Annotated in this window: 12 protein-coding genes; 6 read left to right on the forward strand and 6 right to left on the reverse strand. The window is 64.4% G+C overall.

The window, feature by feature from the left end; genetic code table 11:
* Nucleotides 1-25: 25 nt before the first annotated feature.
* Together LDO41_RS01845 and LDO41_RS01850 are read left to right on the forward strand one after the other, a co-directional pair.
* Nucleotides 26-1027 carry a Bug family tripartite tricarboxylate transporter substrate binding protein gene (locus tag LDO41_RS01845; RefSeq protein WP_223981126.1) on the forward strand — a complete coding sequence of 334 codons (1002 nt, stop codon included), beginning with the start codon at nt 26-28 and terminating at the stop codon, nt 1025-1027.
* A 5-nt stretch (nt 1028-1032) separates the two neighbouring features.
* Nucleotides 1033-2628: an AMP-binding protein gene (locus LDO41_RS01850; protein ID WP_223981129.1), complete on the forward strand. Its 1596-nt coding sequence runs from the start codon at nt 1033-1035 to the stop codon at nt 2626-2628.
* A gap of 165 nt (nt 2629-2793) precedes the next feature.
* Here LDO41_RS01850 and LDO41_RS01855 read toward each other — a convergent pair whose 3' ends face one another.
* From LDO41_RS01855 to LDO41_RS01865, 3 genes are all read right to left on the reverse strand, one after another.
* Complete coding sequence (locus LDO41_RS01855) at nt 2794-3453, reverse strand: alternative oxidase (protein ID WP_223981132.1); 660 nt, start codon at nt 3451-3453, stop codon at nt 2794-2796.
* Between the two features lie 106 nt (nt 3454-3559).
* Entirely contained in the window at nt 3560-4165 is a 606-nt protein-coding gene (locus LDO41_RS01860) for a LysE family translocator (RefSeq protein WP_223981135.1), read from the reverse strand.
* A gap of 22 nt (nt 4166-4187) precedes the next feature.
* On the reverse strand, nt 4188-5042 hold the full coding sequence (locus LDO41_RS01865) for an AraC family transcriptional regulator (protein ID WP_223981137.1): 855 nt from the start codon (nt 5040-5042) through the stop codon (nt 4188-4190).
* A 165-nt stretch (nt 5043-5207) separates the two neighbouring features.
* Here LDO41_RS01865 and LDO41_RS01870 point away from each other — a divergent pair, with 165 nt between their 5' ends.
* The gene (locus LDO41_RS01870) at nt 5208-7310 is read left to right on the forward strand and encodes a DUF4387 family protein (RefSeq protein ID WP_223981139.1); all 2103 of its coding nucleotides are present in this window, start codon (nt 5208-5210) and stop codon (nt 7308-7310) included.
* On the opposite strand, the gene LDO41_RS01875 is transcribed toward LDO41_RS01870, so the two are convergent.
* From LDO41_RS01875 to fabI, 3 genes are all read right to left on the reverse strand, one after another.
* A complete protein-coding gene (locus LDO41_RS01875; RefSeq protein ID WP_223981141.1) occupies nt 7299-8237 on the reverse strand; it encodes a LysR family transcriptional regulator in 939 nt (312 codons plus the stop codon). The two genes, LDO41_RS01870 and LDO41_RS01875, sit on opposite strands and share 12 nt — an antisense overlap.
* A 35-nt stretch (nt 8238-8272) precedes the next feature.
* Complete coding sequence (locus LDO41_RS01880; RefSeq protein WP_223981143.1) at nt 8273-9256, reverse strand: alpha/beta fold hydrolase; 984 nt, start codon at nt 9254-9256, stop codon at nt 8273-8275.
* A gap of 79 nt (nt 9257-9335) precedes the next feature.
* On the reverse strand, nt 9336-10121 hold the full coding sequence (fabI, locus tag LDO41_RS01885) for an enoyl-ACP reductase FabI (RefSeq protein WP_223981145.1): 786 nt from the start codon (nt 10119-10121) through the stop codon (nt 9336-9338).
* A gap of 177 nt (nt 10122-10298) precedes the next feature.
* Between fabI and LDO41_RS01890 the strand changes: the two genes are divergently transcribed.
* The 3 genes from LDO41_RS01890 to LDO41_RS01900 are packed head-to-tail and all read left to right on the forward strand — an operon-like array spanning nt 10299 to nt 14417.
* A complete protein-coding gene (locus LDO41_RS01890; RefSeq protein ID WP_223981147.1) occupies nt 10299-12185 on the forward strand; it encodes an extracellular solute-binding protein in 1887 nt (628 codons plus the stop codon).
* A 52-nt stretch (nt 12186-12237) separates the two neighbouring features.
* Nucleotides 12238-13287: a microcin C ABC transporter permease YejB gene (locus tag LDO41_RS01895; protein ID WP_223981149.1), complete on the forward strand. Its 1050-nt coding sequence runs from the start codon at nt 12238-12240 to the stop codon at nt 13285-13287.
* Nucleotides 13284-14417 carry an ABC transporter permease gene (locus LDO41_RS01900; protein WP_223981152.1) on the forward strand — a complete coding sequence of 378 codons (1134 nt, stop codon included), beginning with the start codon at nt 13284-13286 and terminating at the stop codon, nt 14415-14417. The genes LDO41_RS01895 and LDO41_RS01900 overlap by 4 nt, the downstream gene beginning before the upstream one ends.
* Nucleotides 14418-14439: the final 22 nt, after the last annotated feature.

Genomic DNA, 14439 nt, shown 5'->3' on the forward strand with positions numbered 1-14439 from the left:
GCCATCCAGAATAAGAGGAGACAAGATGAGAACCATGCCGATGACCATCGCACCAACCCGACGCAAAACGCTGTTCGTAAGCGGTATGGCCGCCTGCCTCGCCACCTGCGCGCTCGCGTTCGTGGCCCCGGCGCGTGCCGAATCCGGCAAGACCACACAAGTCATCGTGCCGTACTCCGCAGGCGGCACCACGGACCGCATCGGCCGTCTGGTCGCGAACAGCCTGTCGCAGGAACTCGGCGAACCATTCGTGGTGGTGAACAAGCCCGGCGCGGGCGGCACCCTCGGCACCGCCGAGGTCGCGCGCGCCAAACCGGACGGCTACACGCTCGGCGTGGTATTCGACTCACAGGCGGTCAACCAGCACATGTTCCGCGCGCTGTCGTATGACACGTTCAAATCGTTCACGTACGTGACGCTGGTCGTCTCCGCGCCGCACGTACTCGTCACGAGCAAGCCATACGCATCGCTCCCCGCGCTGATGCAGGCCGCCAAGGCGCGACCCGGCACGGTGTCGTTCGGCTCGACGGGGCAGGGCACGTCGAACCATCTGTATCCGTTGCTGCTCGGCAATCTGGCCCATGTGGATCTGCTGCCGGTGCCGTATCAGGGTGGCGGCGGTTCGTTCCTGCCGGATCTGCTGTCGGGCCGCTACGACATGGCCTCGGGCACGCTCGGTTACTTCCTGCCGTATATCAAGGATGGCCGCCTGCATGCGCTCGCTACCGGCGGGGTCAAGCGCTCGCCGCTGTTGCCGAACGTGCCGACCGTCGCCGAAACCTATCCGGGCTTCGAGGCCTCGTCCTGGGTCGGCGTGATTGCACCGGCCGGCCTGCCGAAGGAGGTTGCCGACAAGCTGCGCAACGCCATCCGGCGCGCGTTCAATGCGCCGGCGCTGAAAGAGCAACTGCTGGCTGAGGGCTACGACATCGAGGTGTCATCGTCGGACGACTTCGTCGCACGCGTGCGCGCGGAGTCCGATCGCCTTGGCGCGCTGATCAAAGACAAGAAGCTGGGCGAACAATGACAGGGATGGCAGAACACCACACCGATACTCCGGATGCATCGTCGCTGTTGTATTCGGCGGGCGGCGTCGGCGACATGATCGTCAACGCGCTCGAACGGCACGGGCCACGCACCGCGTTCGCATGCCGCGGCCACACTGTCACCTATGCACAGGTGGCGGAGCAGATCAGCCGCACGCTGCAGCATTTCGAGGCGATCGGCTTGCGGCGCGGCGACGCGATCATGCAACTCACGAGCAACCGGCACGAGATGTTCGTGATCATGGCGGCCGCATTCATTGGCGGCTATGTCTCGGTGATCCCGAACTACTCGGGCAGCCTCGATGATCATCGGTACATGCTGGAAGACAGTGGCGCGGTACTGCTGATTGTTGATGTGGCACGCACCGCGCGCGGGCAGGAACTTGCACGCGGCGCGCAGCACGCGATCCGGCTGGCGTCACACGATGCCGTGCCCGGCCTGCCGGATTTCTGGCGCGAGATCTCGGGCTATACCCCGCGTCCGCTGCAGGCATGGGAGGCGCCCGATGACAATATCCGCCTGATCTACACAGGAGGCACCACGGGCGTGCCCAAGGGCGTGATCACCGAGAGCCGCGCGCTCGCGTTCGCCTCGCTGCTGCATATCGCCGAACAGGGCTTCGATATCTCGACGCGGTTGCTGGTGTCGTCACCGCTATCGCACGGCGCGGGCGCGCTCGTGATTCCGGTGCTGGTCAAGGGTGGCACCGTGGTCGTCCATGACGGCTTCGATGCGGACCGCACGCTCGATGCCATCCATGCTGGCGACGCGACCACGCTGTTCCTCGTGCCGACCATGCTGTACGCGTTGATGGACCATCCGCGCATCGCGTCGATCAACCTCGGCGGGCTGCGGCGCATCATCTATACCGCCGCGCCAATCTCGCAACGCCGCCTGGCGCAGGCACTCGCGCTGTTCGGGCCGATTCTGCATCAGAACTATGGCCAGACCGAGGTGCCCGGCACCATCCTCTCGCTGACCGCGGAAGATCACCTGCATCCGCGCGGAGACAAGCTGACATCGGCAGGCAAACCATACCCGTGCGTGGCGGTGCGACTGGTCGATGACGCGGGCAACACGCTGCCGCGCGACGGCGGTATCGGCGAGCTATGCGTGCGCGCGCCGCATGTCACACGCGGTTATTGGAACAAGCCCGAGGCCACACAGGAATTGCTACGCGATGGCTGGCTGCACACGGGCGACATGGCCTATCAGGACCGCGACGGCTACTTCCATATCGTCGATCGCAAGAAGGACATGATTATCTCGGGCGGCTTCAATATCTACCCGCAGGAACTCGAGAACACGCTCGGCAGCCACCCGGCAGTCGCCAGCGCCGCGGTGATCGGCGTACCCGACGAAAAGTGGGGCGAGGCAGTGAAGGCGATCGTGGTACTCCGCGCCGCCGCCAGCGCAACGGCGGAAGAACTGATCGCCTTCGTCAAGGAACGCAAGGGCCCGGTCATGGCCCCAAAGACGGTGGAATTCACCGCCGCGCTACCACTGACCCCGCTCGGCAAGATCGATAAGAAGGCGCTGCGGGCGGGTTACTGGGACGGACGCGGCAGCGGGGTAGTCTAGGTTTTCTCCCTTCTCCCTCCGGGGAGGCGCGCACGCATCGTATGCCAACGTCTCGCTCCCCTCTCCCTCAGGGAGAGGGGTTGGGGGAGAGGGTGAAATCAAATCTACCTATTGTTTTCTCCCCTCTCCCTCGGGGAGAGGGGCCGGGGGAGAGGGCACACGCCCTTACCCAATCTGTTGCACCACCGACCGCGACAACTCATCCGCATACCCGTGGTTCACGTCCCGGTGGCCACACTCATCTTCCCGCACCGCCAGCACCACCTCACGCAGCCGTGCCGTCGGGGCCAGGTTCCAGTAAGCAATCGCCAGATCCGGCGCGGGTACATTCTCCACGCGGCCCGCGTCGATTTCCTCGAGGTACAGCGTGTAGCTGATCACAGCCTGTTCCTCGAAATAACCCACCAACCGATGCGCAGTACGGGCCGAGACCAGATACAGCAGGAAGAACGCCACAAAGAACACGGCCTGCACGATCAGGATCACGGCACGCTCGAACCAGCTGGGCTTGGCAATCTCGACAAAGGTCATCAGATGCATGCGCTCGTTCTCGGCCTCGTCGAGCAGCGTGCGAATCCAGTTATGGTCGTCGATCATCCAGCGCAGGCACTTCAGGTGCACCAGCATCGCGCCCACCATGCCCGGCACGGCCGCCACGGTCTCCAGCACGATCGCGCGGTTGCCATAGCGCTTGGCGAAGAACGTATCGGCAAAGAACCGTAGCGTCAGCGTGATACCTAGCGCGACGCGATCGGAAAAATTATGCGCGTCGCGATGCATGTCGAGGTTGCGAGATTCGTCGTGGGCACTACCTTGGGTTTCCATGATGCACTCCGTTGGATGGATCGTTGTCGTTTAATATGCATCCAAGATACATCTTTAAACGCACCCTCGCAAGAACATTTTGCTGCTGCGCAACAGAAGCAACCCTCTAACCCAGAAATCCCCACCAGGCCGAGCCCAGCAACAGCACAGCCATCAGCCGGTCGAACCGCTTCATCCAGTCCGCCGAACGCAACAGCCGCGCGGCCGCCGCGCCCAGACAGGCCCACAGGAACATGCAGGGCAGGGCCACGCAGAAGAACACCAGCGACAGCAGCGCCACGTCATGCGTCTGGTCGGCGCCATGCCCGGCAAACAGGCTGACTACCGCAATGCCCATGACCCACGTCTTGGGATTGACGATCTGCAACCCGGCCGCACCGGTAAAGCCCAGCGGCCGCGCGGCCGGCGCCGCGCCAACCTCGACCTGCGTGGGCGCGCTGCGAAACAACTGCCACGCCATGCGCGTCAGCCATAACGCGCCGGCCCAAGCCATCACACGCTGAATGTCAGGATGCTGTGCCAGCGTATGACCGATACCAAGCCCGACGACCAGCACCAGCAACGCGGCGCCGCCGCAGCCACCGAGAATCATCGGCACCGATGCGCTCACGCCGCGCCGGGCGCTGTTGGAGAAAACAAGAATATTGGTCGGTCCAGGCGTGATCGACGCCACGAACGCGAACAGGAGAAAGGGGAGCAGGGCGGGATTCATGCGCCCAGTATTGCGGCGCGGACTAGCGCAAGTCTGGAACGTTTGAGCAGCGCTGCCGATAGTGCGCGGGCGTCATGCCATACGCGCGCCGAAACCAGCGTCCGAGGTGGCTCTGATCGGCGAACCCGGAAACCGCGGCCGCATCGGCGGGCGTGGCACCCACCGCCATCAAACGCCGCGCATGCGCCAGACGCAACTGCACGAGGTAGGCATGCGGTGCCAGCCCAAACGCCGCCTTGAACGCGCGCGTCAGGCGATAACGATCCACTCCGGTCGCACGCGCGAGGTCATCGAGTCCGATGTCCTCCGCGGCATGATCATGCAGAAACTCCCGCGCCCGGTGTGCCACCACCGGAAGTCGCGGATCCTGCGCGATCCGCTTGCGCCAGTGCAGATGCGTAGTCAGCCGGTCGAACAGCGTATCGAGCGCGGCCTCGCGCACCATGCGCAGTTCGGGATCATGCGTCGCGCGAAACGCATCGGTCACGGCAGTCACCAGCGCGGCATCGGGCATCAGCGTATGGGTGACGCTCGGCTGGAAGCGCTCGGGCATCTCGGGAAACAGCGCGCGCAGACGCGTATCCATCATGCGTGGATCGAGGCACAGGATCGAATAGGTAAAGCCATCGGGCGCCACCGCATGGCCGTCGTGCACCTCGCCGGGCTCGAGCATAAAGACCTGCCCAGGCGTGCTGCTGACCAGCGACTTGCGGCAGTGGAACTGCTGAATGCCCTGCTCTGTGTAGCCGACCATGTAGTAGTCGTGCCAGTGCGGATCGTACGCATGCCCCTCGAAATGCGCGCGCAACGTCTCGATCCCCGAGGCAGCGTCGTGCCGGAGGTCGATCCAGTTGCGGGAAGAGGGGGCGGTGTCCATCGGGCGATGTTAACCCGAGTCGGGCGGGCCCGTCTGGAACGTTTGTGCAGCACCCGCAGGGCCATATCCACGACTTATACCCGGATATCGAGACCCTATTTTTCCTTTGCACGCGCGCGTCCCACACTGACTCCACCCCCCAACCGGACAAAGTAGGAGAAAGTGATGGCGAAGTTGTTATACAGAGTGGTATCTGCCTGTGGCGCACTCGGTTACGGATTCCCCGACGCGTCGCTGATGCGCGCGCTGGAAGGCCGCATCGACGCGGTGATCTCCGATGCGGGCTCGATGGATGCCGGTCCGTACTACCTTGGCACCGGCCAGGAGTACTTCGAACGCGAAGCGGTCAAGGCCGACTTCCACAATATGGTGGTGGCCGGCGAGCGCATCGACGGCCCCGTGATTCTCGGCAGCTGCGGCATGGCCGGTGGCCGCCGCAATCTCGAATGGATGCTTGAGGTAGCGCGTGAGGTCTTCGACGAACTCGGCGTGCGCAATCGCCAGGTCGCCGTCATCGACGCCGAACTCGACCCCACGATGGTCCTCGACGCCCTGCGCGCCGGCCAGCTTCAGGCCACCGGCAAGGGTCCGCAACTCGACGAAGCCGCGCTGCGCGAAAGCACCATCGTCGGCCAGATGGGCATCGCCCCGCTGATCACCGCGCTCGACGGCGGCGCCAAGTACATCTTCGCGGGCCGCTCGTGCGACGTGGCGCTGTTCGCCAGCGACATGATCCGCCACGGCATCGACGCCGGTCTGGCGTACCACGTCGGCCACGTGCTCGAATGCGGTGCGCTGGCCTGCGACCCAGGCTCACCCTCTGACTGCCTCGTCGCGGAAATCTATGACGACGGCACCGCGGTGTTCGTGCCCCTCGATCCCGCGCGCCGCTGCACGCCATACTCGATCGCCGCGCATTCGCTATACGAGGAAAGCCATCCGCAACTTCAGTTCTACCCGGAAGGCATCCTCGCCATGGCGCAGACCGAGTTCTTCGCCCGCGACGCGCGGACCGCCGGCATTCGCCACAGCCACTTCGTGCATGCCGGCAAGCCATGGCCGCTCAGCATCAAGCTCGAAGGCGCGCGTCGCCTGGGAGGACGCCGCGTATCGTTGCTGCATCTTGCGCCCGCTGACCTCGCGCGCGTCCCAGCCGATGTGCCCGTCTACGGCCGCAACGGCGTGCAGACCCAGCCCGTGCCGGCCAACACGTACGAACTCGGCATCCTGATCGAGACGCGCGCGGCCACGCCAGAAGCGGCCGAGAAGCTGGCCAGCCTGCTCACGCATTACCTGATCCACTATGGGTATCCGGGACGCAAGGCCACGGCTGGCAACATCGCGTATCCGCTCTCGCCAAACCTCATCAGCTTTCAGCGCGATGACGGCAGCTACGGCGCGGTGGTGCCGAGCGGCACGCGCGATCCCGTGTTCCTCGCGAACTATGCGCAAATCAAAGACGCAGTCATCGGTCTCGTGCGCGCACAGTTTCCCGATGCGCTCGCGCAGGCAACGTTCCGCTTCGTCGAGGCCGATGCCGAACGCCCGGTCGCGCTCGTGCGCACCATCGACCGCGATCCCGCGCGCCTTGCCCAACGCCACACGGCCGAGGTGGCGCGCGCCCTGGGCGGTGCCACCGCCGGCGCGGCATCACTGCGCGATCTCGATGCCGCCGATGCCTACGAATGGACGCTCTATCATCTGCTGCTCGACGAACGCGTGATCCGCGACATCATGTTCCCGATCACCTACTACCGCGCCGACGGCCGCCAGTGGACGCGTACCGGCGAGGCACGACCGGTCTATCGTGATATCGGCGAGCGTGGCTATCGCGGCAACCTCGACGACCGCACGTTGTCGCTCATCGCTAATGCGATGCCAGCTTCGGCAGCGATGGCAGCGATGGCAGCGGAAGCGGAGCAGGGCACAGCGCAGCGCCTGCTCGACATGGCCTTCGTCATCCGCAGCAAAGATGCCGGCATCAACCGCCTGACCTTCGATATCGTGTTCCACTCCACCGTGGAGTACGAGGCCGCGTTGCGCTCCAACGCGTTCTACGCGCCCAACGTGGCGGCAGTGCTTGGTTTGCCTGCGGCGGATGTGGTCGGTACCTACTTCGTCGATAGCTGTCAGGCTATCAAGATCACAATCGATCGCCCCAATATCTCGGCATCACCCGATGAGCGCGATGTGTTTGGCGCGCAGCAGCAGGCCACGCTCGAAGCGATGATGATCGGCGCGGTGACGCCGGTCCTCTCACTGGCCTGATTCGACCAGCGCCGTGTCGTCCCCGGGATGCTCGCGCAGATGGCGGTGCAGGAACGCATCCAGCAAATCCCGCACAGCTTCCGCGGCAGGAGTAGGGGGCGTGGTGCCCGAAGCGAGAATCGCGGCAGTCAGCGTGAACGGTGGCACCAGCGGCGTCGCCACCAGAGCCTCGTGCCCGGGCGCGATCGACAGATCGCTCGCGGGCAGGATCGCGGCGCCGACACCCGCGAGTACCGCGGACATCATGCCGTTGAATTGTTCGGTCTCCGCCACGACGCACGGCGTGATACGCCGCTCCGCAAACATGCGATCGATCGCCGTGCGCGCGACATTGGGGCCGATCGGCAGCACCAGCGGCAGCTCGGCCAGCGTATCGATATGCACTGGCGTGTCCTCATCGACCTGCGTAGCCAGCCGGATCAGCGACATCCGCCGCCGAAACAACGGCCAGCGGCGCAACTGACCGTCGATATTGAGGTCGTCGTCAAAAGCCAGTGCAAGGTCGAGCGTACCCGCGTGCAGGCGCTCGCGCAGTTGCATGCTCGGTGCGGTAGTGAATTGCAGCGCGACTTGCGGCAATTGCGCGCGGCAGGTCTCGATCAACCCGCCAGCCAGGCCCGACGCGAGCGTCGACGACATGCCGAGCCGCACCACACCCTGGGGCGCCGCATCGAGCGAGCGCAGCAGATCGGGCAGGCGATCCATCTGCTGCAGGATTGCGCTGGCCTCCTTGTACAACAGCTCGCCCGCGGGCGTGGGCCGGACGCCGCGCGCACTGCGATGCAGCAGCGTGACCCCGAGCTCCTGCTCGAGGTCCGCGATCTGCTGGCTCAACGCGGGTTGTGCCACATGAATCAGCGTGGCCGCGCGCGAGAAGCTGCCCGCATCAACGATCCCGACGAAATAGCGCAGATGCCGTTGATGCATAGCCGAGGCCGCCTTATGAGTCGTTGCGAGTCGTATCAGACAAGACCATGCCGTTGCAGCCAGTCCAGCACGATCGTGGCCAAGTCGTCGCTATTGTCGTCGGCCATCAGCGCATGTGTGTTGCCACGAATGCCGCGGGCGGGCAGGTCGATCCACTCGCTGTCACCACCGGCCGCGCGCAAGGCGTCATGCCAGCGCCGCACGTTCGGTACGGAATGCACCCAGAACGCATGCCGGTCGAGGTAGTCTCCCCACAGGAACAGATGCGGCACGTCGCGCAGCAGCGCGGCATCGGCTTCGTCCGGGTCAGGCGCGCCGGAAGGTTCGAGCGATATCACGGCCCTGACGCGCGTGGGCGCGTGCAGCGCCGCAGTCAGGCCAAAGTTGCCGCCCTGGCTATGCGTAATGACAATGCTCTCGCCGAGTTTCGCCAGCAGCTGATCGTAGGCCGCTTGCGTGCGCGCATTGTTGCCCTCCCAGCGCGGCACGCACTGGCACATGAACGTCTCCATGTACACGGCATCGAAGCGGGCATCGGGATGGGGCTGGCGTCGGGCGGGGTCGGCGTGCCACGAGCCGGGTGGCCCGAAGCGGAAGGTCTCCTCCCACGCTTCGCGCGCGGTACGGAAGAACGGTGCGCCGTCGTAGATATCGGGATAGGGCGCCCAGGAGGCACGCCCGCGTTCGACGGCGTCGGAGACATAGACATCGAACCCCGCGCGCAAAAAGAACATCTGCCAGCCGGGCCGGCCGTCGGGTGTGGTTTCCCAGTTCACGCCAGTCATGCCGCCACCATGCCAGAGCAGCAACGGGAGAGGGCATTTCGGCGCGCTCAGGCGCACGTACTGGACGTACATCTGTCCGACCATCAACTCGCCGTTGGGATCGATCTCGTGGATGGGACCGCCGCGGGTGCTGACGCGCTGCCGACGGGGCAGGCCGGAAAGGGTCTCCATGGTGCCGCCGATGTGAAAACTGCCGATCTCGCGAACCGCAATACTGGTCACATCCGCAGCCATGGTGATCTCCCAAGCGTTGCGAATCGAAGGGCATCACGCACGGCGGCACCCTTCGTCGGTCTACCTTACTGCTTGCTGCTTACTCCTCGTCGACGCTGGCGCCAACGATATTGAACCCACCATCCACGTACGTGATCTCGCCGGTCACGCCGCTGGACAGATCGGACAGCAGGAACGCCGCCACATTGCCAACTTCATCGACGGTCACGTTGCGGCGCATCGGCGCCACGTTCTCGAAGTGGCCGAGCAGCTTGCCGAAGCCCTTGATGCCCGATGCTGCCAGCGTCTTGATCGGACCGGCCGAGATGCCGTTGGCGCGAATGCCGCGCGGACCGACCGACGACGCGAGGTAACGCACGCTCGCTTCGAGCGATGCCTTGGCCAGGCCCATCGTGTTGTAGTTCGGCACGACGCGCTCGGAGCCGAGGTAGGTCAGCGTGACCAGCGACGCCTTGTCCGACAGCAGCGGCAGCGCGGCCTTGGCGAGTGCAGGGAAACTGTAAGCCGAGATGTCGTGCGCGATCTTGAAGCCTTCGCGCGACAGACCTTCGAGGAAGTCGCCGGCGATGGCTTCGCGCGGTGCAAAGCCGATCGAATGCACCAGACCGTCGAATTTCTCCCAGCGTTGCCCCAGATCGGAGAACAGCGCCGCGATCTGCTCGTCGCTGCCGACGTCGCATTCGTAGATCATGTCGGAGCCGAATTCCTTGGCGAAATCGGTGATGCGGTCCTTGAAGCGTTCGCCGACGTAGGTGAAGGCCAGTTCGGCGCCTTCGCGCTTGCACGCCGACGCGATGCCGTAGGCGATCGAGCGGTTGGACAGCAAGCCAGTGATCAGGATCCGCTTACCTGCCAGAAATCCCATTGCGTTCTCCAAGGTGTAGTGTCGTGTAATGTCTTGCGGGCATGCTTCATGCACGCGCATGCCAAAGGGAATGTCCGGATGGCTGGTAGCTATCCGGACCCATGTAAAATTGTCGCACATCTTTGCCTGGCCTCTGGCTGCCAGGTCGTTCGGATATTCTTGGAGGTCTGCATCGGGATGCTGATTCGCGCACGTTGGCCGCTCCAGGCGGCAAGGCAGTATTTCCGTCGTGACGCGGTACTGCAGTGGGGGCTGGCACTTATGCTGGTGCTGGCCTCGGGTTTTCCCCTATCGGGTTATGCGGCGCATGGCTTTGCGCTGCACGGCGATCTCAAGTATCCGGCCGATTTCAAGCAATTCGACTACGTCAATATCAACGCCCCGCAGGGCGGCACGCTGACGCTGGCCAACCCTGACCGGCGCACGAGCTTCGACAAGTTCAACCCGTTCACGCTCAAGGGCACGTCCGCGCCGGGCCTGAACGCGCTGATGTTCGAGTCGCTGCTGATCAGCAGCGCCGATGAAACCGCCAGCGCCTATGGCCTGCTGGCGGAGGATATCGCCGTCGCGCCGGACGAAATGTCCGTCACCTTCCGCATCCGCCCCGAGGCGCGTTTCGCCAATGGCGACCCGGTGCTCGCCTCAGACGTCAAATATTCTTATGACATGCTGATGGGCAAGTGGGCCAGCCCCGGCTACCGCAGCATGTGCATGGATGTGAAGGCGGTGGTGGTCACCGGCGAACGCACCATTCGCTTCGACTTCAAGCAGCGCAACGGCGAGTTGCCGCTGATCGTCGGCTCGCTGCCGGTGTTCTCGAAGAAATGGACCGCCAAGGTTCCTTTCGAAAAGCTTACGTTCGAAGAACCCATCGCCAGCGGCCCGTACGTGATCGAGCGCTACGATGCCGGCCGCGGCATCACGTTCAAGCGCAATCCGGCCTACTGGGGCAAGGATCTCGCGGTACGGCGCGGCACCTTCAACTTCGCGCGCGTGGTGTACCGGCTCTACAAGGACGAAACCGCGCGGCTGGAAGCGTTCAAGGCCGGCGAATTCGACGCCATCGTCGAATACCGCGCCAAGAACTGGGCCAAGAGCTACGACGGCCCGCGCTTCCGCGATGGCGACCTGATCAAGACCGAGTTTCCGCACCGCAACGGCGCCGGCATGCAGGGCTTCGTCATGAACATGCGCAAGCCGGTCTTCCAGGACGTGAACGTGCGCAAGGCGCTGATTCTCGCCATGGACTTCGAATACCTGAACCGCCAGTTGTTCTATGGTGCGTACAAGCGGCTCGATAGCTGGTTTTCCAACAGCGAACTGGCGGCGAGCGCCACCTATGACGGCAGGCCGGGCCCCGGCGAAATGAAGCTGCTGGAACCGCTGCGCGCCGAACTGCCGCCCGAGGTTTTCGGCCCGGAGGTCGTGCAGCCCACCACGAATGCGCCGCGTTCGCTGCGAGACAACCTGCGCGAGGCGCGCCGCCTGCTCGCCGCCGCCGGCTGGACCTACTCCGATGGTGCGCTGCGCAACGCCAAGGGCGACGCACTCGTGTTCGAGTTTCTCGACGACGGCGGCGCCATGAGCCGGGTGATCACGACCTACGTGCGCAACCTGCAGACGCTCGGCATCGAGGTGCACCAGCGCACCACCGACTTCGCGCTCTACCAGAAGCGGCTCGAGGACTTCGATTTCGACATGGTGTCGATCCGCTTCCCGGACTCGCAGAGCCCCGGCAACGAGCTGCGCGACCGTTTTTCGTCCGAAGCGGCCGCCATGCCGGGTTCCGACAACCTGTTCGGCCTCAAGTCGCCGGCGGTGGACAAGCTCGTGGATGCGGTGCTGCACGCGGAGTCGCGTGGCGAGCTGATTACCGCGGGCCGCGCGCTCGACCGTGTCCTCATGCACGGGTACTACATCGTGCCAAACTGGTACAGTGCGTCGCATCGGGTCTCGTATCGCAAGAGCCTGGCGTATCCGAAGCAACTGCCGTACTACTACACGGCTGAGGGCTGGGTCCTGAGTAACTGGTGGCGCAACGATCTGCAGCAGGCCACGCAATAGTGGCTGCCGCAGTGAGCCATGCAATAAGCGCGCAGCGCAATCGACGACGGCCATGATCGCCTATCTTCTCAAACGTATTCTGCTGATGATCCCGACGCTGATCGGTGTCATCACGCTCACGTTCATCGTGATCCAGTTCGTGCCCGGCGGCCCCGTCGAGCAGATGATGATGGAAATGAAAGGGCGCGGCGGCGCCGGCGAAGCCAGCGGTGGCGGCGCCGAATATCGCGGCCGCCGCGGCGTGGATCCCGAGAAGATCAAGGAGATCCAGGCGCTCTACGGCTTCGACAAGCCGCCGGTCGAGCGCTATTTCCTGATGCTCAAGCGCTTCGCGAGCTTCGACCTCGGCCAAAGCTACTTCCAGCACCGCAGCGTGTGGGAGCTCGTGAAATCCAAGCTGCCGGTGTCGATCAGCCTGGGTTTGTGGACCTTCTTCCTCAGTTACCTGATCTCGGTGCCGCTTGGTATCTCCAAGGCAATTCGCGCGGGCAGCCGCTTCGACGTCATCAGCAGCCTGATCGTGCTGGTCGGCTATGCCATTCCGGGCTTCGTGCTCGGCGTGCTGCTGCTGGTGCTGTTCGGCGGCGGCACGTTCGTGCAGTGGTTCCCGCTGCGCGGCCTGACCTCCGACAACTGGGAGCAGATGTCGATGATGGGCAAGGTCATGGACTACCTGTGGCATCTGGTGCTGCCGATCACGGCCTCGGTCGTGGGCAGTTTCGCGGTGGTCACGATGCTCACCAAGAACGCGTTTCTCGAGGAAATCCGCAAGCAGTATGTGCTGACCGCGCGCGCCAAGGGCCTGGCCGAGCGCCGCGTGCTGTGGAAGCACGTATTCCGCAACGCGCTGATCCCGCTCGTCACCGGATTCCCGGCCGCGTTCATCGGCGCATTCTTCACGGGTTCGCTGCTGATCGAGACGCTGTTCTCGCTCGACGGCCTGGGCCTGCTGTCCTATGAAGCGGTGCTGCGCCGCGACTATCCGGTTGTGCTCGGTACGCTGTACCTGTTCACGCTGATCGGCCTGGTCACGCGGCTCATCTCCGATGTCTGCTACGTACTGGTGGATCCCCGCATCCATTTCGAAGGGATGCCCCGATGACCGTCCACGCGCCTGGCGCGCTCCCACATTCGCTGCCACACTCGATGTCGCCACGCCAGCGCGCGTGGCAGCGCTTCCGCCACAACCGGCTCGGCTACTGGAGCCTGATCCTGTTCGTGCTGTTGTTCGTGTTCAGCATGGCCGCCGAGGTACTGTCGAGCGACCGGCCGCTCGTGGTGCGCTACAAAGGCGAGTTTTACTTCCCGATCATCAAGGTGTACCCGGAAACCACGTTCGATGGTGATTTCCCGACGCGCACCGACTATCTCGATCCGTTTATCCGCGAGCGCATCACCACGCATGGCAACTTCGCGGTGTTCCCGCCGAACCGCTACTCGTACGACACGCTCAACTACTTCGCCAAGGAGCCGAACCCGGCCCCGCCTTCGTCCGATAACTGGCTCGGCACCGACGACCGCGGCCGCGACGTGCTGGCGCGGCTGCTGTACGGCTTCCGCGTATCGGTGCTGTTCGGGCTGGCGCTGACCATCCTGGGCGTGCTGATCGGCACGCTGACGGGCGCGCTGATGGGCTTCTTCGGCGGCCGCTTCGACCTGATGTCGCAGCGGGCGATCGAGGTCTGGAGCTCCATGCCGGAGCTGTACCTGCTGATCATCTTCGCGTCGATCTTCGAGCCGAGCCTGAGCCTGCTGATCATCCTGCTGTCGCTGTTCGGCTGGATGGGTTTGTCCGACTACGTGCGCGCCGAGTTCTATCGCAACCGCTCGCTCGACTACGTCAAGGCCGCGCGCGCGCTGGGGCTCTCCAATGCGCAGATCATGTGGCGCCATATCCTGCCCAACAGCCTTACGCCGGTCATCACCTTCCTGCCGTTCCGCATGAGTGGCGCGATTCTCGCGCTGACCAGCCTCGACTTCCTCGGTCTCGGCGTGCCGCCGACCACGCCAAGCCTTGGCGAATTGCTCGCGCAGGGCAAGGCCAACCTCGATGCGTGGTGGATCTCCGTCTCGACGTTCGCGGTGCTCGTCATTACGCTGCTGCTGCTGACGTTCATGGGCGATGCGCTGCGCGATGCGTTCGATACGCGCATGGGGCTGGCCCAGCAGCGCGGCCGCGTCAAGCCCAAGGTGCCGGCCGGGGCCGCACCGACGGCGGAGGTGGTGTCATGAGCCTCGCCGCACCATTCCAGCA

The organism is Cupriavidus pampae, from assembly GCF_914271485.1.
GTDB classification, from domain to species: Bacteria; Pseudomonadota; Gammaproteobacteria; order Burkholderiales; family Burkholderiaceae; genus Cupriavidus; species Cupriavidus pampae.